Genomic DNA, 19,332 nt, shown 5'->3' with positions numbered 1-19,332 from the left:
GCGACCTCCGGTGGTCAGCCCGCGCTGCACCCCTTCCGGAACGGTTGCCCCGGCAGCAGCTGCGCCCAGCGGTCGCGGTCCACCGGGCCGAGCAGCGCGCAGATCGCCGCCGAGCGCTCCGCGGGGTCCGGGCGCCACAGCCGCACCGTGCCGTCGCTGCCGCCGCCGGCCAGCGTCCGCCCGTCGGGGCTGAACGCGACGGACCAGACGGCGTTGCCGTGGCCGGTGAGCGTGGCGGTGGGCGTGCCCCGGGCGGCGTCCCAGAGGCGGATCGTGCCGTCGTTGCCGGCACCGGCCAGGGCGCGGCCGTCGGGGGAGAAGGCGACCGTGCGCACCGCCCCGGTGTGCCCGGTGAGCACGGCCGGCGCGCGCCGGCCCGCGGTGTCCCAGGTGCGGACGGTGGCGTCGTTGCCGCCGCTGGCGAGCGTGCGGCCGTCGGGGGAGAAGGCGACCGTGCGCACCGCCCCGGTGTGCCCGGCCAGGGTGGCGGTCGGCCGCCGGTCGGCGACGTCCCACAGCCGCACGGTCAGGTCGTCGCTGCCGGTGGCCAGGGTGCGGCCGTCGGGGGCGAAGGCGACGCTGTTGACGAAGTCCTGGTGGCCGATCAGGACGCCTTCCGGCCCGAGCCGGTCGACGTTCCAGAGCCGGGCCGTGCGGTCCTCGCCCGCGGAGGCGAGCAGCTGACCGTCCGGGCTGAACGCCACGGCGAACACCGAGCCCTGGTGCCCGGTGAACCTGGCCCGCTCGCTCAGGGTGGCGAGGTCCCAGAGGCGGACCGTGGCGTCGGCGCCGGCGGTGGCGAGCAGTCGGCCGTCCGGGCTGAACGCCACGCCGAGGACCTGGCTCCCGTGGCCGGTGAGGGCGGCCGTCTCGCCGCGGGTCGCGACGTCCCACAGCCGGACGGCGCCGTCGGCGCCCGCGGTGGCGACGGTGCGGCCGTCCGGGCTGAAGACCGCGCGCCAGATCTCCGCGTACGGATGGGGGGTCAGCGTCGCGGCGCCCAGGTCCCAGAGCACGGCGGAGCGGTCGAACCCGGCGGTCGCCAGCAGGGTGCCGTCCCGCCCGGCGGCGACGCCCTGGACGTAGTCGGTGTGGCCGCCGAGGGTGGCCGTCACCCGGCGCCCGGCGACGTCCCAGAGCCGCACCGTGCCGTCCCCGCCGGCCGTGGCCAGGGTGGCGCCGTCCTCCGCGAAGGCGAGCGCGTTGACGTCGTCGTCGTGGCCGGTGAGCGTGCCGGTCCCGCTGCGGGTCGCGAGGTCCCAGAGCCGCACCGTGCGGTCGGCGCCCGCCGAGGCGAGGGTCCGTCCGTCCGGGCTGAGGGCGAGGCCGAGGACCTGGCCGCGGTGGCCGGTGAGGGTCGCCGTGGCGGTGCCGGTGGCGGTGTCCCACAGCCGTACGGTGTGGTCCGCGCCGGCGGAGGCGGCGGTCCGTCCGTCCGGCCCGGTGGCGACGGCCAGCACCTCGCCGTCGTGGCCGTCGAGGGTCACCAGGAGCCGGCGCTCGGCCGGCGGCTCCTCCGGCGCGAGGCCGGGGCCGGAGGAGCTCGGGGCCGCGGTGGGGTCGGCCCGGGACGGGCGGCTGCCCGCGCGGAACGCCGTCCGGTCCGCCGGGCGGCCGGTCGTCCGGTCCGCCTTCGAGTCCGCCTTCGAGTCCGCCGTCCGGTCCGTCGTGCGGTCCGTCGCGCGGTCCGTCCGCGGGTCGTCGGCCCCGCCCCGGTCGGTGGCGGGCGGCGCGTCCCACCCGACGGCCGACCAGACCCGGACCGTCCCGTCGGCGCCGCCGGAGACCACCGTGCGGCCGTCCGCCCCGAAGGCGACCGCGCGGACCGGTCCGACATGGCCGCGCAGCACGACCGGCGAGCGGCGCTGCGCGACGTCCCAGAGCCGGACCGTGCCGTCCGAGCCCGCCGAGGCGAGCAGCCGCCCGTCCGGGCTGAAGGCCACCGCGCGCACCGGGCTGTTGTGGCCGGTCAGGGTGGCGACCGGCCGGCGGTCCGGCAGGCTCCACAGCCGGACCGTGCCGTCCGTGCTCGCCGTCGCCAGCAGCCGGGCGTCGGGGTCGATGGCGCAGCTGTTCACCGGGCCGGTGTGGCCGGTCAGCCGCCCGGCGAAGGGCTGTGCCTGGGTGCTGAGCAGGGCGCCGCGGGCCTCGGCGGTCGGGGCGAGGGCGAACGCCCGGTCGGCGAGGAGCATCGAGGCCTCGGGGCGGCCCGCGGCGAGCCGGGCGGACTCGACGGCCATCGCACGGGAGGCCGCCGCCCGGCCCTGCTCCAGCGCGGCGGTCCGCTGCTGCCGGGCGAGCACCGCGGCGGTGAGCGCGACCACGAGCAGTCCGGCCACGGCGGCGAGCAGACCGCGTTCGCGGCGGGCTCGCCTGCGGGCCTCGCGCCGGCGCCGCTCCTCGTGCTCCAGGCCGGCCCGCAGGAAGGCGTCCTGCGAGCCCGTCAGACCGGCCCGGCGCACCGGGTCCCGGGCCCACTGCCGGGCGGTGGCGAGCCGGCTCCCGCGGTAGAGGGCGGCCGGGTCGCGCCGTTCCCGCTCCCAGTCGGCGGCGGCCTCGGCGAGCCGGCGGTGGATCAGCAGACCGGCGCGGTCGTCGTGCACCCAGCCGCGCAGCCGCGGCCAGGCCCGCAGCAGGGCGTCGTGGGCGATGGCGACGCCGTCGCGGTCCACGGTCAGCACCCGGGCCCGGACGAAGGCGTCGAGGACCCTGTCGGCACCGGGCCCGCCGGAGGCCACCGGGGTCTCCCGGCGCGGGTCCGGGAGTTCCTCGTGGGGGACCGGCCGCCGGGAGCCGGCGCCCTCCGGGCCGACCTGCACCAGGCGCAGCAGCAGGAGCCGGGCCCGTTCGCGGTCCCCGGGGGCGAGCCCGGTGTAGACCCGCTCGGCGTTGGCCGTGATCGCGCCCCGGATGCCGCCGGTGCGCAGGTAGCCGTCGACCGTCAGGGTGCGGCCGGTGCGCTTCCGCCAGGTGGCCAGCAGGGCCTGCGAGAGCAGGGGGAGCGGCGGGAGGGTGCCGGGGGCGCCGATGGGAGCCTCGGCGGTGTCGAGGCCGGTGTCGAGGCCGGTGTCGAGGCCGGCGTCGAGGTCGATGTCGCGGTCGGTTCCGCCGCCGGTGCCCTCGTCGGTGCCGAGGTCGCGCAGCAGGAGCTCGACCAGGCCCGGTTCGACTCGCAGTCCGGCCTCGGCGGCCGGGCGGGTGATGCACTCGCGCACCTCGGCGGCGGTCATCGCACCGAGGGGGAACAGCCCGTGACCGGTCACCGGGGCGAGTCCGGGCTGGGTGAGGCAGCGTTCACCGAAGTCCGCCCGCAGGCCGAGCACCACCAGGGCGGCCGGCCGCGCGGTGGCGAGGGCGTGGAGCACTCGGACGAACGCGCGCCGCTCCCGTGCGTCGGTGCAGCGGGTGAAGGTCTCCTCGAACTGGTCCACGATCAGGGCCAGTCCGCCTTCCGCGGGCGGTCCCCCCGCCGCCCCGTGCGGGCCGGTGGGGGGCGGGGCGGTGCGCAGTGCGGTGCGCAGGGCCGCGATCGGGTGCGCCGTCGGGGTGCACACCACCACCCGCCACGGCGGTCCGTCGTCGGGGCGCAGGGCTCCGGCGCGCAGGGCGGGGACCAGCCCGGCCATCAGCAGCGAGGACTTTCCCGTCCCGGACGCTCCGACCAGCGCCAGCGGACCGTGCCCGGCCCGTTCGGCGAGCCGTTCCAGCAGGGCGGCGGCCGTGCCGTCGCGGCCCGCGAACCAGCGGGCCTGGTGCGGTCCGAAGGCCTCGGAGCCCGGGTACGGGCAGGGGCCGCCGTCGTCCTCGGCGGTGCCGGGGTCGTCGCTGTCCGCCGGTTCGAGCAGCCGCAGCAGCGCCCCGTCCGCCCGCAGCACGTCGTCGCAGCGCTGCGCGAGGTCGGCGGTGGCGGGCTTGCCGCCGTTCTCGATCTTGCTGAGGTATCCCTTGCTGTAGTGGACCAGCCGTGACAGCGCCGTGAGCGAGAGCCCGCGCTCCTGCCGCAGACGCCGCAGCTCCGTCCCGAACTCCTGTGTCCCCGGCGGCTCCTGGCCGGTGTGCTGCCCCATCCTGTCCCCCCGTTCAGGTTGACGCGCTCCGCTCATCCTCGCCCCCGGACGCCCGGCAGTCGGCCGGAAGGCAGGAATTGCTGCGGCTCGTACGACTCCCCATTGACGGCCCGTCGCGTCCGGGGGGCCATCCGCCGTCCGGCGGAGCGCGTGCCGCCGCCGGGGGCGGGTGGCCGCGGGCCGGCCCCCGGCGCGGGCGTTCGGCGCGCATCGGGGCGAGTCGGCGCGGGCCGGCGTCCGCCGTGTTGCACGGAGCGCAACGCCGCCGGTCCGCCGGGTGGTCCGGGCGCCCGCCTCCCGGTGGTCCCGTCCGGCGCACCGTGCGGAAGCGAACCGGCCATTCACCGCAAGGAATCCGCCATCGCCACGAACCGCACGCGCAATGGTCACGAACGGTTTTCGGAGTGGTGGCTTCCGGTTCGGTCGCCGTCCCTAGCGTGCCGCCCATGACACAGAGTCACCGCCCCCACCGGGCCCGTCGCACCGGTCTGCTGGCCGCCGCCGTCGCCTCCGCACTGAGCCTCACCACCGTCGCGCTGACCGCTCCGAGCGCCGCCTCTGCCGAGCCGGCCGCCCCCGCCGAGGCCGCGCCCGCCGCCGCTGCCGCGGCGCCCGCCGCTCCGGCCGCCGGCGAGGTCGTCGTCGACGAGCACTTCACCGGTGGCGCCCTGCCCGCCGGCTGGAGCGCCGTGGAGGGCGACTGGAAGGTCGAGAACGGCCGCCTGGTCGGCACCTCCGCCAACTCCGGTCAGCAGAGCCGGATCACCTTCGGCCGTCACCTCGACGACTTCCGCATCGAGGCCACGGCCCGCTTCGAGAGCGTCCAGGACGCCGCCCGCTGGACCGCCTTCGGCCTGGACATCCCCGCGAGCGGCGCCACCCCGTGGTCCATCGCCACCGTGCGCTCCGGCACCACCGCCGCCAACGGCCTGGAGTTCGCCCAGCGCACCCCCGCCAACAGCTGGAACGTCACCAACACCGGCTCCGCGCCGACCGCCGCCGGCACCGGCCGTGACGTGCGGATCGCCGTGGAGGTGCACGGCACCACCGCCCGCTGGATCTTCGACGGCAAGGAGGTGATGCGCACCACCCAGGTCGCCCGCAGCGCCGACGGCGGCCAGGCCCTGGTGGTGAACGGCTCGAAGGTCTCCTTCGACGACCTCAAGGTGACCGCGCTCGCCCCCGGCGGCTGGCTGCGCCCCGCCGGCTCGCCGCTCACCGTGTTCGCCCACCGCGGCGCCTCCTCCGCCGCCCCGGAGAACACCCTGGACTCCGACGAGATCGCCCGTCGCGGCGGCGCCGAGTGGATCGAGAACGACGTCCAGCCCAGCAAGGACGGCATCCCCTACGTGCTGCACGACGACACCGTCGACCGCACCACCAACGGCAAGGGCCGCATTCGCGACCTGACGGCCGCCCAGCTGGACGCGCTCGACGCGGGCTCCTGGTTCGGCCCGACCTATGCGGGCGCCCGGGTGCCGAGCCTGGCCGCCCAGCTGGAGGACCTGCGCACCCGCGGCGGCAACCTGCTGCTGGAGATCAAGGGCAAGCACAGCCGCGACGAGGTCGCCCGGATCGTCAAGGAGATCCGCGACCACGGCATGACCGGCCGGGTCTTCGTGCAGAGCTTCGAGGTCGACGCCCTGCGCCACACCCGTGAGCTGGCCCCGGAGCTGCCGCTGGGTCTGCTGCGCGGCGACCTCGACGCCGACCCGGTCGCCCTCTCCAAGGAGCTCGGCCTGTCCGCCTACAACCCCTCCGACGGCGCCCTCGCGAGCCGCCTCGGCGTGGTGAAGGACCTGCACGCGGCCGGGGTCGCGGTCAACGTCTGGACCGTCGACTCGGCCACCCGCTGGAAGGCCCTGGAGGCCGCCGGCGTCGACGGCATCATCACCAACCGCCCGGCCGAGCTGGCCGGCTGGAACTCCGCGTGGCTCCAGGGCGGTACCGTCACCACCCCGCCGGCCGCGCCGACCGTGGCGATCACCTCGCCGGCCTCCGGCGCGACCCTGGACCGCGCCCAGCAGCCGGTGACCGCCGTGCAGGCCGTCGGCGCCGACAGCGTCCGGCTGACCCTGGACGGCAAGGAGCTGCCGGCCGGCTCGCCCCTCGACACCACCACGCTGGCGCTCGGCAAGCACACCCTGCGCGCCGAGGCCACCGGCCCCGGCGGCCGTGCCGAGACGACCGCCGAGTTCACCGTCGCGGCCACCCCGACCGGCCTGGCCTCGCTGGTGCTCACCTCGGGCGCCGACCGCAACGCCGTCGCCACCCTGACGGTGATGCTCGGCCAGGGCCAGTACCAGCCGCTCGCCCGCTGGGCCGACAACCAGGCCGGCCGCAGCATCCCCGCCGAGCGCGCCCGGCTGATCGCCGAGGACGCCCGCGTCCTGGACGCCGCCCCGCGCAGCTGACCCGCGGAACCGACCCCTGCGGAACCGACCCCTGCGGAACCGACCCCTGCGGAACCGACCCCGCACCCGGCGCCGCTCCCGGGGACCTCGTGCCGCCCACCGCGGTACGAGGTCCCCGCCGTTCCGGGGCCGCTCCCGCAGCCGCCCCGGAAGCCCCGGTCACCCTGGCCGCCTTGCCCGCCCTGCCCGCGTGCCTCTCCCGGATCCACGTCAGGCGGCTCCGGGCGAGGCACGCGCCGGTGGGGCCACCCCCTCGGGGGCCGCCGCCCCGGCCCAGCGGCCGGCGAGCAGGGCCCCCGCGACCAGCTGGAGCTGGTGGTACATCATCAGTGGCAGCACCAGCAGCCCGGCCTGCGGTCCGAAGAGGACGGTGGCCATCGGCAGCCCGCCGGCCAGGCTCTTCTGCGAACCGCAGAGCACCGCCGCGATCCCCGAGCCCCGGTCGAGGCCCAGCAGCCGCGCTCCGAGCCGGACCGCGAGCACGGTGGCCGCGAGCAGCCCCAGCAGGACCGCCCCCAGCCCCAGCAGGGCGGACGGCGTCACGGTGGACCAGATGCCCTGCGCCACCGCCCCGCTGAACGCGGTGTAGACGACCAGCAGGATCGAGCCCCGGTCGACCGGCGCGAGCACCCGCCGGTGCCGGCCCAGGAAGCCGCCGATCCACGGCCGCAGCAGCTGGCCGACCACGAACGGCGCGAGCAGCTGGGCGAGGATCCGCAGCAGACCGTCGGCCGACAGCGCCGCGCGGGCCCCCAGCAACCAGGCCGCCAGCAGCGGCGTCAGCACCAGGCCCACCAGACCGGAGTAGGTGCCGGCGCAGATCGCGGCCGGCACGTTCCCCCGTGCGGCACCGGTGAGCGCCACCGACGACTGCACCGTGGACGGCACCAGACAGAGGAACAGCACGCCCGTCCGCAGCTGCCCGGTGAGCGCATCGGGCAGCAGCGCCGTCACGGCCACCCCGAGCACCGGGAACAGGACGAAGGTGGAGGCCAGGACGAGTCCGTGCAGCCGCAGGTGACGCAGCCCGGCGAGCGTCTCTCGGGTGGAGAGCCGGGCCCCGTACAGGAAGAACAGCAACCCCACCGCGAGGTCGCAGGCCGGCTCCGCGCCGCGCGCCGCCCGTCCGGTGACGGGCAGCAGCGAGGCCAGCGCCACCGTCCCGGCCAGCGCCGCCACATAGGGGTCGAGCGCGCGCCACCACGGCCGCCCCTGCCCGCCGCCACCCGGCGGACGGCCCCGCGCCCGGGCCGTGGTCATTCCCCGCCGCCTTCCTCCACCTCGGGGACCGCCGGTGCGGCGCCCAGCAGACCGGTCACCAGGGCGGTGGAGCCGTCGTGGTCGCTTCCGGCCGCGCCGCGCCCGATCTGCAGGTCGGCCGTCCGGTCGACCTCGATGATCGAATCCGCCTGGGAGTTGTCGATCACCGTGACCAGGCTGCGTCCGGCGGCGCCGGCCGCAGCCACCGGAGACGCCACCGCGGACGCCGCCGCGGACGCCTCCGTCGCGCCGGCGCAGCCGAGCACGGCCCAGGCTCCGGCCAGCCCGGCCGCCGCGATCCGGCGGCCGCCCGGGCCCAGCCGCTGCCGGACGGCCCACGGCGCCACGCCGAACGCCCGGTGCGTCACACGCCCACCTCCTCGCGGGACTGCGGGCGCGGGATGTTGCGCTCCAGCAGCTCGGTGGACTCCCGCACACCGATGCCCTGCCGCTCCCCGGCGGAGGCCGGCAGCCGGCCGTCCGCCACCTTGAGCCCGGCGAGCGCCTCGTCCATCGCTTGGTGCGCCGCGAAGAGGCAGGGCGTGCTGTAGATGGCGACGTCCACGCCGAGCGCGCCCAGCTCGGAGAGCGACAGCCGGGGCGACTTGCCGCCGGCGATCTGGTTGAACAACAGGGGCTTGTCGCCCACCACGCGGCGGATCCGGCGGATCCACTCCTCGCTGCGCACGCCGTCGACCAGCACCACGTCCGCGTCGGTCGCGGCGAGGGCCTCGGCCCGGCGCAGGATGTCGGCCTCCTCGGTGGCGTCCGTCCGGGCGACCACGACGAGGTCGGTGCGGGCGGCGAGGACCTGGTCCAGCTTCTCCAGGTACTCGTCGAGGGGGAGGACCTGCTTGCCGTCGGCATGGCCGCAGCGGCGGGGCCGCTTCTGGTCTTCGAGGATGATGCCCGAGGCGCCGATCCGCTCCAGCCGCCGCACCACGTGGCAGGCCACCTCGGGGTCGACGTAGCCGTCGTCGATGTCGACCAGCAGGTGGTGCCGGGGGAAGGCGCCGCGCAGCCGCTCGACGAAGGCGACCATGTCCGGCCAGGCGATGAAGCCGATGTCGGGCAGGCCGTAGTAGGAAGCCGCGAAGCCGAAGCCGGAGACGAACATGCCGTCGTAGTGCGCGGCCGCGATGGAGGCGGAGTACATGTCGTAGACACCGATGAGCGGGGTCGCCCCCGGGGCGGCGATCCGCTCGCGCAGCCGCTGCCCGTAGCCGTCGTGAAGGTTCCCGTGACGCAACGCCATCTCCTCCTCTGCCAGGGCCCGTGCGGGACGCGCACGGTCCTTTGCCATAAGTTGGCCATTCCTAGGGCCAACTGAGACGCCATCACTATGCGCTCTTTAAAGTTCCGTGGGCAAATCTTTAAAGGAAGTTCCCTCGGTGGAGTGAATGCGGTCAGATGAATCCGATGATTCAGATCAATCCGAGGAATTCCATCGGGGTCGGGGAGCCGTCAGAGCGCGAGCCGGCCGCCGCACACGTACCAGTGGCCGCCCGCCCGCAGGTGGTCGACCAGGGCGCGCTGGAGGGCGGTGTCCCGGGGAAGCGACTCCAAGGGCCGCTCGACGTCGCCGAAGACGTACCGCAGCGGATTGGTGTCCTCGGGCTCCCGCGGCCGGTCCGGCCGCACCAGCGGGGCGAACCGCCGTTGGAAGCGCATGATGTTGGACTCCGCCGGCAGGTGGTCGGCGAGCTGTGGGTCGAGCAGCCAGGAGAAGACGCAGACGCTGCGGTACGCCTCGCCGGGGAAGTGCCGGGGGAAGAACGCCCGGGCCCGGTCCAGCGCACGGTCGCACGCCCCGGGGGAGAGCGGGCCGCAGTGGTCCGGGATGTGCAACTGGAGGCTCCGCCCGCCGGCCTCCGCCTCCGCCGCCCCCGTCGCCGCGCCGTCCGCCCCGGCCGGCGGCCGACGCTGGAACTGCAGCCGGCCCAACTGGAACAGCTCGCCCCGGAAGTGCAGCGTCAGCCAGCGCGGATTGCCCAGCCCGGTGCGCCCGCGCCACCTGCTCACCGCGAGCTGCCGGCCGAGGTCGGCCAGCGTCGACCGGGTCACCTCCGGCGGGACGCCCAGCGCGCGGTGGTGGGCCCGGCTGTACGGGGCCAGCGCGACGAAGAGCAGCGTCGCCAGGCCCGCGCCGTCCGCGCCGCCCGCCGGCCAGTCGCGGTCGAGCCCGGCCGGCTCCCCGAGCGTCCCGACCGCCCGCGCCTGGGCGCGCAGCATCTCCTCGAAGGCCGCCCGCAGCCCCGCGTCCCGCGCCAGCCGGGCGCGGGCGGCCACCAGGCCGTTCACCTCCTCGAACGGCACCGCGAGCGCCAGCAGCGCCTCGGCCAGGTCCTCGTCGGCCGGGAGGTGCGGGCCGTCGGCCGGGTCCGCCCCCTCGAACGGGCAGGACGGGCAGGACGGGCCGGACGGGCGGGACGGGTCGAACGGCCCGGGTGGCTCGAACGGCTCGGGCAGGTGCGGCAGTCGCGGTTCCACGGCGCCCTCCACGGTGCGGGATCGGTCCGCCCACCGGACCGGCGGGCGGACCGGCCGACCCTACCGGCGGCTCACCCGCCCGCCGGGGGGCGTCCGCGCGGTGGGACCGGCGCAGCAGCGCGACCACCAGCGCGCAGACCCCGCCGAGCGCCGGCACCAGGTCCCCGGCCCACCGTGCTGCGCAGCGCGATCCGCCACCACACCGTCACGGTCGGCACCGCCACCATCAACGCGCCCACCTGGCGGATACAGCAGCGCCCCGCCCGTCACCGCGAGAGCAGACCGACCCGCAGCGGCACCACCCCGTCGAACGACGCGGCCAGGGGCCCCGGCCGACCCGGTCCGGCCGTCCGTGGCGTGCGCGCCGACGACCAGCAGCGGAATGACCACCATCGGGACGGGCGCCGCCGCCGGGCCGGGACCCGCGGGCGGTGGTGGTCCGTCAGCGCACGGCCGGCGGACCACGGCCGACGGCCTACCGGCCCCGCCGGCCCGCCCCGCCGGGGCGCTCCGCACGCCGCTCCCGGAGCGTGCGCAGCCCCCGCCGGACGGCGCGGGTGGCCGCGGGCGGCAGCAGGTCCAGCAGCAGCCGGCGCGAGCCCGAACGCTCCGCGGCCGGCCGCACGGCGTTGTTCAGCCGCAGCACCCGCCGGCCCGCGATGGCGTCCTCGTCGACGGTGAACCCCTCGGCCCGCCAGTCCCGGGTCAGCAGGGCCTCGCGGACCGGCTCCGGATCGCCCCACGTCCCGTAGAACTTCATCGGCGTCAGCAGCACCGGATGCAGCCCTCCGGTGAACACCGCCTGCCAGACCGCGGCCGACACGCCCGGCGTGTGCTCCGAGCGGTAGTCGTCCAGCGCCACCAGCCCGCCCTCGGCCAGCGCCAGGCGCGCCACCTCGATGTCCCCGGTCACGTGCTCGTAGAGGTGGGAGGCGTCGACGTGCACGAACCGGCAGCTGCCGGCCGGGATGCGCCCGTCGGCCAGCACGGAGGTCGGCGCCTGCACGATCGTCGGCAGCTCCGGGTGGAACGCCAGGTAGTTGGCCTCGAACCCGCGCCGGGTCAGCGAGGACCGGTAGGACATCGCCATCTCGGCGTCGTTGTCGGCGTCGTCCGCCTCGGAATCGAACAGGTCGCAGACCGTCAGCCGCTCGCCCGGCCCCAGGTGGTCGCCGAGCAGGACGGCGCTGCGGCCCAGGTAGCTGCCGAGTTCGAGGATGTCGCCGGTGAGCCCGGCCGCGCTCTGGGCGGTGAGCAGGTGCCGGAAGGCCTCCTGGTCGAGCCGGAAGAACCAGCCGGGGATGGACTCCGGGTGCGCGGCAGGGCCGGGCGCGTCCGGCCGGGGTGCGTTCGGCCGGGGTGTGCCCGGCGCGGCTGCGGACCGGACGGGGGCGGACTGACCGGAGGCGCCGGAGGCGGCGGTCTCGGCACTGGGCACGGCGGTCTCCCTCGGGACGGGACGGAGCGGGCGCGGGCCCGCGTCCTGGTCACGCGCGGCGGTGCCGTGGTGCCGGACGGGCCGGACGGGCCGGCCGGGGTGGGTGGCGGCTCATCATAGTCACGCCGCACCCCGCCGGGACCCCTCCGGAACCCGGCGTCCGCCCGGTTCAGGCATTCGGCCGGTCAGGCGTGCGGCTCCCCGGCCGGGCCCCGGCCGTCGAGGTCGGCGATCGTCTCGGCCAGCCACGCCCGCTCGGCCGCCCCGGAGGCGCGGGCGACCAGCAGCATGCCGCGCCGGAACGGGTTGCGCTCCCGCTCGGCGGTGACCGGCCGGCCGTCGGCGTCGTAGAAGAAGCTGCTCGGCGCCTCCAGGAAGGCGAGCCGCCGCCGCAGCACCGCGGCCTGCCGGGCCGGGTCGTCCAGCCGGTCCAGGAAGGCCGCCACGGTGAAGAAGCGGATCTGGTCGGAGATCTCGGTCTCCTCCGGATCGGCCAGCCGGCGCTCCAGCTCGGCGCGCCCGGCCGCGGTCAGCTCCAGCACCTGCCGGGGCACGGCTCCGCTGCCGGGCTCGCTGCGCCGTCGCAGCAGTCCGGCCTTCTCCAGGCGGGTGATGGCCGGGTAGAGCGCGCCGTCGCTGACCGGCCGGACGTGGCCGGTCAGGCCGGTGATCCGGGACTTCAGCTGGTAGCCGTGCAGCGGTTCGTCGTACAGGAACCCGAGGATCGCGAGCGTCAGCACGGTCGAGGCCTTTCCGTCGTCGGGGCGTTTCGTCCGAACCGGCGAGCGCGTTCGCGTCGGCGCGCGCCCTCGTGCGGCGTTCATGCTACCTCTTGTCGAGGTGCATCGATTCGATGTATCTCTATTCGAGGCCGATTCGAGGTCACTCGCCGGGCCGCTGCACGGCCGGGCCGCGCAGGCAACGGGGGCCTCCGCGATGCCCGGAACACGAGGAACACCAGGAACACCAGGAACACCAGGAACATCGGGGGGGAAGCATGCGGGGGCACCTGCCGAGGCTCGTCGCACTGGCGGGACCGGTCTACGCCGAGCTGCTGTCGGGGGTGGTCGCCTCGGTGGTCGGCACCTTCTGGGTGGCCGGACTCGGCGGGCCCGCCGTCGCCGCCGTCACCCTGGCCGCCACCGTGGAGAACCTGCTGCTCGGCCTGGTCCTGGTGGTCGCCTCGGGGACGACTGTGCGGCTCGCGCGGGCCCACGGCGCGGGCGACCGGGCCGCGGCCGGGCGTGTCGCCCGCGCCGCCTGGCGGCTCTGCGCGCTGGGCGGCCTCGCGCTCGCCGTCCCCGGCTTCCTGCTCCGCGAACCGCTCGCCGGGGCCTTCCTGGACGGCGAGGCCGCGGCCCTCGCCGCCGCCTGGTTCGCCGTGGCCTTCCCGGCCTTCCCGCTGTTCTTCGCCCAGCGCGTCGCCGACGAGCTGTTCAAGGGCGCCGGCGACACCCGGACGCCGATGCGCATGGCGCTGCTCTCCAGCGGCCTGCTGCTCCTCCTGGACCCGCTGCTGATCCTCGGGCCGGGCCCGTTGCCCGCGCTCGGCATGAGCGGCGCCGCGCTCGCGCCGGCCCTCTCCCGGGCCGTCGCCCTCGCGGTCACCCTGCTGCTCCGGCGCTGCCACCGGCTGCCGGTACCGACCGGCGGACTGCTCTCCGAGGCCCGCGCGGTCACCGCCGCCGGTGCGCCGTTCGGCCTGGACTTCACCGCGCGGATGGGCGTCGGCACGGCGCAGCTCGCCCTGGTCTCCTCCTTCGGGGTGTCCGCCGTCGCCGGGTACGGGGTCGGCTACCGCGTGCTGCTGGTCGTCACCATGGCCTTCTACGCCGTGCGGCAGGCCGCCGCCATCGAGGCCGCCCGGCTGGCCGGGGCCGGCTCCGCCGCGGCCGTGCGCGCCCTCGGCCGTGACACCGCCGAGCTGGCCGCCGCCCTCGGCGCGGGCGCCGCCGTGCTCTGCGCGGCCGCCGCGGTGCCGGTCGTGGCGGTGTTCACCGACGATCCCGCGGTGGCCGGCCAGGCGGTCGGCTTCCTGCGGATGGCGGGCCTCTACCTGCTGCCCTACGCGCTGGTGGTCGCCCTCGGCGGCGTCCACCAGGCGGCGGGCGCCGGCCGCCCGCTGGTATTCGCCGTGCTGCTCGGCCTCGCCGCCCAGCTGGGCTCGGGCGCCGCCCTGGCGGGTCCGCTCGGCGTCCACGGGCTCTGGGCCGGGATGACGATCGGCGCCCTCGTCCAACTCGCCCTGCTCCGCCTCCTCCTGCCCCGCCCGCAACCGCTCGCCGTGGCGGGGGAGCCGGGCCTGCGGCACGCCGAGCCGGTCGGGCGGGCCCGCCGCCTCCTGCGTGCGCGCCGCTGATCCGCCGCGCGGGGAGCGGGTGGACGCGGGAGGGGCGTGTTCCTGCGAACAGCCGGTTACCGGGGTGGGTCGTACGGGAACTGTTGGCGGAGTTCCACCCCTACCGAGGAGGTACCCCCATGAAACGACTGCTCTGCGTGGCCGCCGCTGCCGCGGTCCTGTGCCTGGCCGGTGCCGGTGCCGCCGGTGCTGCCGACCCGGACGTCGACCCGCCCGCCGCCGGTACCGGCGCCGAGGCCGCGCCCGCCGCCGTGGACCCGAACTGGCTGGCCTTCGGCGAGGGCGCCGATTGGACCCCCGCCGGTGCGGACCCGGCCTGGACCGCCCCCGGCGCGGACTCCGGCTGGTCCGCCGCCGGTGCGGACCCGGCCTGGTCGGCCCCCGCGGCGGACCCGAACTGGGCCGCCGCCGCGGACCCGAACTGGGCTGCTTTCGCCTCGGGCACCGGCCCGTCCGCCACCGGCCCGTCCGCCGCCGACCCCTCCGGCACGGGGGCAGCCTCCGGCTGGTCCGCCCTCGGGGCAGAGCCGCACCTGCCGACCCCCGGTGGATCCGAGGGGCAGGCCGGCTGAGTCGTCGCCTCCGGCGACCAGCAGGACGACCCGTCGAAGGCGCTCGGCCGGGCCGCGGCAACGCGGCCCGGCCGAACACGTTCGGCCGCGGCCGAACGGCTGATCCACCGGCCCGGGTCACGCCGTGCGCGCCGCCGGGAGCCGGGTGGCGAGGAGCGCACCGGCGGCGGCGGTGGCGGCCAGGACGGCGAGGGCGGACGGGAGGGCGCCGAGCGGGGTGTGACCGGCGGTCGGGGGGCCGGCGGGGGCGACGCCGATCGCGGGCCCGGTGTTCATCGCCGTCTGCTGCAGCCCGGGAGCGTCCACCACCAGGAAGTGGACACCGGCTCCTCGCGTCCGGGGCGGCCCGGCGGGCACAATCGGCCCATGGACGAGGGCGGCGAGGCGGCCTGCTGGCTGGACCGGGTGTGCGACGCGTGCGGGAAGCTGCGCGAGCGGTCCGGCCCCGGCCCCTGCGAGCACTGCGGCGACGGCGGCGGGCGGACGGCCGCACCTGCGGAACCCGGAGCCGCGGAACCCGTACCTGCGGAATCCGTACCTGCGGAACCCGGAGCCGTGGAACCCGGAGCCGCGGAACCCGGGAACGAGAAGAGCCCCTGGGCGGACCACCGGAGGTGACCCGCCCCGGGGCAGGGTGACGAGCCGGCGCGAGGGGGCGCCGTTCGGGAAAGAGTCAGCGCGACAGGCCGTCGAGCGGCTGACCGGACTGCGCGTCCAGCGGATCCTCCACCGGTTCCGCGCCGTCCACCGCCGCGCCCTGCGCGGGGATGCGCGCCTCGGGCGTCCAGGGGCGGCGCCGGGAGAACACGGCGCCCAGGCGTTCCACCGCGGGCTGGGTGTAGCGGGCGGCGAGCGGGCCGGTGACCACCAGGATCAGCACGTACGCGGTGGCCAGCGGGCCGAGGCCCGGTTCGATGCCGGCGGTGACGGCGAGTCCGGCGATGACGATGGAGAACTCGCCGCGCGACACCAGTGCCCCGCCGGCCCGCCACCGGCCGCGGGCGGCGATCCCGGCGCGGCGGGCCGCCCAGTAGCCGGTCGCGACCTTGGTGAGCGCGGTGACCACGGCCAGCAGCAGGGCCGGCAGCAGCACCGGCGGGATGCTGGTCGGATCGGTGCTGAGGCCGAAGAAGACGAAGAACACCGCCGCGAAGAGGTCCCGCAGCGGGCTGAGCAGGGTGTGCGCGCCCTCGGCGGCCTCGCCGGAGAGCGCGATGCCCACCAGGAAGGCCCCGACCGCCGCCGACACCTGGAGCTGCTGGGCGATGCCCGCGACCAGCAGGGTCAGCCCGAGCACCACCAGCAGCAGCTTCTCCGGGTCGTCGTGGGAGACGAACTTCGAGATCAGCCGGCCGTAACGGAGCGCGATGAAGAGCACCGCCCCGGCGGTGGCGAGCGCGATGGCCAGCGTGATCGAACCCGCGAGCAGGCCGGCACCGGCCAGCAGGGCGGTCAGGATCGGCAGGTAGACCGCCATCGCGAGGTCCTCCAGCACCAGGATGCTGAGGATCACCGGGGTCTCCCGGTTGCCGAGCCGGCCGAGGTCGCCGAGCACCTTGGCGATGACGCCCGAGGAAGAGATCCAGGTGACGCCGGCGAGCACCACGGCGGCCACCGGGCCCCAGCCGAGCAGCAGGGCGGCGACGGCGCCGGGTACCGCGTTGAGCAGGAAGTCGACCGCGCCGGCCGGGTACTGGGCCTTGAGGTTGGTGACCAGGTCGGCGGCGGTGTACTCCAGACCCAGCATCAGCAGCAGCAGGACGACGCCGATCTCGGCGCCGGTCGCCACGAACTCCTCGCTGGCGCTCAGCGGCAGCAGGCCGCCGGTGCCGAAGGCGAGCCCGCCGAGCAGGTAGAGCGGGATCGGGGAGAAGCCGTAGCGGCCGGCGATCCGGCCGAGCAGTCCGAGGACGAGGATGACCGAGCCGAGCTCGATGAAGACGGTGGCGGTGTGCACCCCCCGATCACCCCCGCTCCAGGATCGCCGCCGCCGCGTCCACACCCTCGCGGGTGCCGATCACGATCAGCGTGTCGCCGCCCGCCAGCCGGAAGTCCGGCGCGGGGGAGGGGACGGCGCCGGTGCGCCGCAGCACGGCGACGATCGAGGCGCCGGTCTCGGTGCGCATCTTCGTCTCGCCGAGCAGCCGCCCGTTCCAGTACGAGGCGCCGTCGACCGGGAGCCGCTCGGCGACCAGGCCGAGGTCGGTGGTGTGCAGCATCGCCGGGTTGTGGTGAGCCGGGGTCAGGGCGTCGACCAGCGCGGTGGACTCCTCCGCGGTCAGCCGGAAGGCCTGGGAGCAGGCGTCGGGGTCGTCCGAGCGGTAGACGTTGAGACTGCGTGAGCCGTCCCGGTGGGCGATCACGGACAGGTGTCGCTGTTCTCGGGTGGTGAGGTCGTACTGGACGCCGACACCGGGGAGCTGGGTGGTCCGGACACGGGCGATCGACACGGCGGCTGTCCTCTCGTCAGGGGGTCTCGCGGGCGGCCGCGCGCGACGCGGGCGCGCCGGAACGGGGGACGCCGGCGCCTGACCGCGTGTGACACGCGAACGCGCAACCGGACTAATAGTAATGAGTATGTAAAGTCCAAAAATAGTGCCCCGGTCGTGTGCGCGCGGGGAAGCGCGCACACGAACCGGGGCGGCGGGCCGCAGGGCGGCCCTGGCGGGGACGAGGACTACTGCGGCGGGCGGTCGTCGCGCAGCTGGTCCTTGAGCTTCTCCTGGCCCGTGTCGACCTGGCTGCTGTACTTGCCCTGCGTACGTTCGTCGACCATGTCGCCGGCCTTGTCGACGCCCTTCTCGGCCTGGTCCTCATGGCCCTTGAGCATGCTCTTGAGCTTGTCGAACATGGACATGTGGTCACACTCCCGGATGAGACGGCCCCACTACTCCCAGCATCGCCGCACCCCGGGGTGTCCGCATCCGGTCAGCTTCCGCGCCGGGGTTGGCAAGGCGTCGAGGAACATGTCAAATCGGGAGTCCCACGGACCGTCGGAAGGACAAGCCTTGAACGCTCGGACCGGTCGCCCGGCCGCCACCCGCCGCGCCCGCACCGCCCCCGCCCGCCGGACGGCGGGCGCCGCGCTGGCGGTGGCCGCGCTGGTGACCCCGCTGCTGCTGGTCGGCACCGGCAGTGCCGCCGCCGACCCGGACCCGGGGCGCAAGGGCGCGAAGCTCGCCACCCGTTTGGCGCAGGAGAGCACCGCCGACGGCGCCCACGACACCCTGGAGGCGCTCCAGCGGATCGCCCGCCGCAACGGCGGCAACCGGGTGGCCGGCTCGGCCGGCCACGACCAGTCCGCCCGCTACGTCTACGAGCAGGCCCGCCGGGCCGGGCTCAAGGTGTCCAAGCAGGAGTTCGAGTACACGTTCTTCCAGGAGCTGTCCGAGCGGTTCTCGGTGGTCTCCCCGCAGGCCGAGGACATCGCGATCAAGGCGATGACCTACTCCGTCGGGGGCCCGGACGGCGGCCTGACCGCCGCGCTCGCGGTCGTCCCGGTGGACGCCACCACCGGCTGCGAGGCGGCCGACTACGCCGGTGGCGCCGTCACCGGCCGGATCGCGCTGATCCGGCGCGGCGGCTGCGGCTTCGCGGTCAAGCAGGCCGCGGCGGCGGACGCGGGCGCCCTCGGCGCGGTGATCTACAACAACGTCGAGGGGGACCTCAACGGCACCCTCGGCGAGCCCGACCTCGGCCGGATCCCGGTCGGCGGCATCTCCCAGGCCGCCGGACAGGCGCTCGCCGCCCGGGCGGCCGCCGGGCCGGTCACCGTGGCCCTGGACATCCGCACCCACATGGAGAAGCGCACCACCTGGAACGTGATCGCCGAGACCCGCGGCGGAGACCCGGCGAACACCGTCGTGATCGGCTCGCACCTCGACTCGGTGCTGGCCGGCCCCGGCATCAACGACAACGGCTCCGGCTCGGCCGGCATCCTGGAGGTCGCCAAGAACCTCGGCAACCGGCCGGTGAAGAACAAGGTCCGGTTCGCCTGGTGGTCCGCCGAGGAGTTCGGCCTGCGCGGCTCCGCGGCGTACGTGAAGTCGCTCTCCGAGGCCGAGCGGCAGAAGATCAAGCTCTACCTGAACTTCGACATGATCGCCTCGCCCAACTCGGCGCAGTTCGTCTACGACGGCGACGACTCCGACCACGTCGGCTCCGGCCCCGGCCCGGACGGCTCCGCCCAGCTGGAGCGGCACATCACCGACTACCTCGACCGCCGCGGCCTGCCGCACGAGGGCACCGACTTCACCGGCCGCTCCGACTACGGTCCGTTCATCGACGCGGGCATCCCGGCCGGCGGCACCGACACCGGCGCCGAGGTGATCAAGACCGCCGCCCAGGCCGCCACCTACGGCGGCACCGCCGGCCAGGCCTTCGACCCCTGCTACCACAAGGCCTGCGACGACCTGCGGAACCTGGACATGAGGGCCTTCGACGTCAACATCGACGTCATCGCGGACTCGGTGGGCACCTACGCCTGGGACCTCTCCTCGCTGCACGCCCCCGTCGCCGCGCAGCGCACCGAGGGCGGCACCCTCCAGGAGGGCCACGCGCACGGCACCGAGGCCTGACACGCCCCTCCGGGACACCCGGCCCGGCGCCCCGCACCGACCGTGCTCCGCACGGCGGACGGGGTGCCGGGCCGGCAACCCGGTCGGGGGTCCGACGGCGGGGGTCCGATGGGTGCGCCGGGCGGTGGCCTGACACCATGGCACCGAGATCACGA

15 protein-coding genes are annotated in these 19,332 nt (G+C 76.2%); 4 read left to right on the top strand and 11 right to left on the bottom strand.

Annotated features, from left to right (window positions below; translation table 11 throughout):
* Positions 1-14 precede the first annotated feature (14 nt).
* Positions 15-4,067, bottom strand: coding sequence for a helix-turn-helix domain-containing protein (locus ACFVVL_RS26225; RefSeq protein ID WP_387679262.1), 4,053 nt, complete (start codon positions 4,065-4,067; stop codon positions 15-17).
* 446 nt (positions 4,068-4,513) lie between these two features.
* Between ACFVVL_RS26225 and ACFVVL_RS26220 the strand changes: the two genes are divergently transcribed.
* A complete protein-coding gene (locus ACFVVL_RS26220; RefSeq protein WP_387679259.1) occupies positions 4,514-6,481 on the top strand; it encodes a glycerophosphodiester phosphodiesterase family protein in 1,968 nt (655 codons plus the stop codon).
* A gap of 210 nt (positions 6,482-6,691) precedes the next feature.
* Here the strand turns inward: ACFVVL_RS26220 and ACFVVL_RS26215 are convergent, their stop codons facing one another.
* From ACFVVL_RS26215 to ACFVVL_RS26190, 6 genes are all read right to left on the bottom strand, one after another.
* Entirely contained in the window at positions 6,692-7,741 is a 1,050-nt protein-coding gene (locus tag ACFVVL_RS26215) for a bile acid:sodium symporter family protein (protein WP_387679256.1), read from the bottom strand.
* Positions 7,738-8,109 carry a hypothetical protein gene (locus ACFVVL_RS26210; RefSeq protein WP_387679254.1) on the bottom strand — a complete coding sequence of 124 codons (372 nt, stop codon included), beginning with the start codon at positions 8,107-8,109 and terminating at the stop codon, positions 7,738-7,740. Before ACFVVL_RS26210 ends, ACFVVL_RS26215 begins: the two co-directional genes overlap by 4 nt.
* Positions 8,106-8,996, bottom strand: a complete 891-nt coding sequence (locus ACFVVL_RS26205; RefSeq protein ID WP_387679251.1) for an oxaloacetate decarboxylase — start codon at positions 8,994-8,996, stop codon at positions 8,106-8,108. Before ACFVVL_RS26205 ends, ACFVVL_RS26210 begins: the two co-directional genes overlap by 4 nt.
* 209 nt (positions 8,997-9,205) lie before the next feature.
* The gene (locus ACFVVL_RS26200; RefSeq protein ID WP_387679248.1) at positions 9,206-10,231 is read right to left on the bottom strand and encodes an acyltransferase domain-containing protein; all 1,026 of its coding nucleotides are present in this window, start codon (positions 10,229-10,231) and stop codon (positions 9,206-9,208) included.
* A 475-nt stretch (positions 10,232-10,706) separates the two neighbouring features.
* The gene (locus tag ACFVVL_RS26195) at positions 10,707-11,534 is read right to left on the bottom strand and encodes a class I SAM-dependent methyltransferase (RefSeq protein ID WP_387679415.1); all 828 of its coding nucleotides are present in this window, start codon (positions 11,532-11,534) and stop codon (positions 10,707-10,709) included.
* 320 nt (positions 11,535-11,854) lie between these two features.
* Positions 11,855-12,409 (bottom strand): PadR family transcriptional regulator, encoded by a 555-nt coding sequence (locus tag ACFVVL_RS26190; protein ID WP_380292602.1) that lies wholly within the window; start codon positions 12,407-12,409, stop codon positions 11,855-11,857.
* Between the two features lie 257 nt (positions 12,410-12,666).
* Here ACFVVL_RS26190 and ACFVVL_RS26185 point away from each other — a divergent pair, with 257 nt between their 5' ends.
* A complete protein-coding gene (locus tag ACFVVL_RS26185; protein ID WP_387679245.1) occupies positions 12,667-14,028 on the top strand; it encodes an MATE family efflux transporter in 1,362 nt (453 codons plus the stop codon).
* A gap of 119 nt (positions 14,029-14,147) precedes the next feature.
* Entirely contained in the window at positions 14,148-14,600 is a 453-nt protein-coding gene (locus ACFVVL_RS26180; RefSeq protein WP_387679242.1) for a hypothetical protein, read from the top strand.
* A gap of 117 nt (positions 14,601-14,717) precedes the next feature.
* On the opposite strand, the gene ACFVVL_RS26175 is transcribed toward ACFVVL_RS26180, so the two are convergent.
* The 4 genes from ACFVVL_RS26175 to ACFVVL_RS26160 all read right to left on the bottom strand — a co-directional run bounded on the left by ACFVVL_RS26175 (position 14,718) and on the right by ACFVVL_RS26160 (position 17,457).
* Positions 14,718-14,906 carry a hypothetical protein gene (locus tag ACFVVL_RS26175; protein WP_387679239.1) on the bottom strand — a complete coding sequence of 63 codons (189 nt, stop codon included), beginning with the start codon at positions 14,904-14,906 and terminating at the stop codon, positions 14,718-14,720.
* A 367-nt stretch (positions 14,907-15,273) separates the two neighbouring features.
* The gene (locus ACFVVL_RS26170) at positions 15,274-16,557 is read right to left on the bottom strand and encodes a cation:proton antiporter (RefSeq protein WP_380292598.1); all 1,284 of its coding nucleotides are present in this window, start codon (positions 16,555-16,557) and stop codon (positions 15,274-15,276) included.
* 7 nt (positions 16,558-16,564) lie between these two features.
* Positions 16,565-17,050 carry a cation:proton antiporter regulatory subunit gene (locus ACFVVL_RS26165; RefSeq protein WP_380292596.1) on the bottom strand — a complete coding sequence of 162 codons (486 nt, stop codon included), beginning with the start codon at positions 17,048-17,050 and terminating at the stop codon, positions 16,565-16,567.
* Positions 17,051-17,277: 227 nt separating this feature from the next.
* Complete coding sequence (locus ACFVVL_RS26160) at positions 17,278-17,457, bottom strand: antitoxin (RefSeq protein ID WP_380292594.1); 180 nt, start codon at positions 17,455-17,457, stop codon at positions 17,278-17,280.
* Between the two features lie 229 nt (positions 17,458-17,686).
* Between ACFVVL_RS26160 and ACFVVL_RS26155 the strand changes: the two genes are divergently transcribed.
* Positions 17,687-19,177, top strand: a complete 1,491-nt coding sequence (locus tag ACFVVL_RS26155; RefSeq protein ID WP_380292621.1) for a M28 family metallopeptidase — start codon at positions 17,687-17,689, stop codon at positions 19,175-19,177.
* The last annotated feature ends 155 nt before the right edge of the window (positions 19,178-19,332 follow it).

The sequence above is a fragment of the Kitasatospora sp. NPDC058115 genome (genome assembly GCF_042884635.1).
GTDB lineage: Bacteria > Actinomycetota > Actinomycetes > Streptomycetales > Streptomycetaceae > Kitasatospora.
Note: the sequence above shows the minus strand (reverse complement) of the source record. Positions and strands in the feature narration are given on the sequence as shown.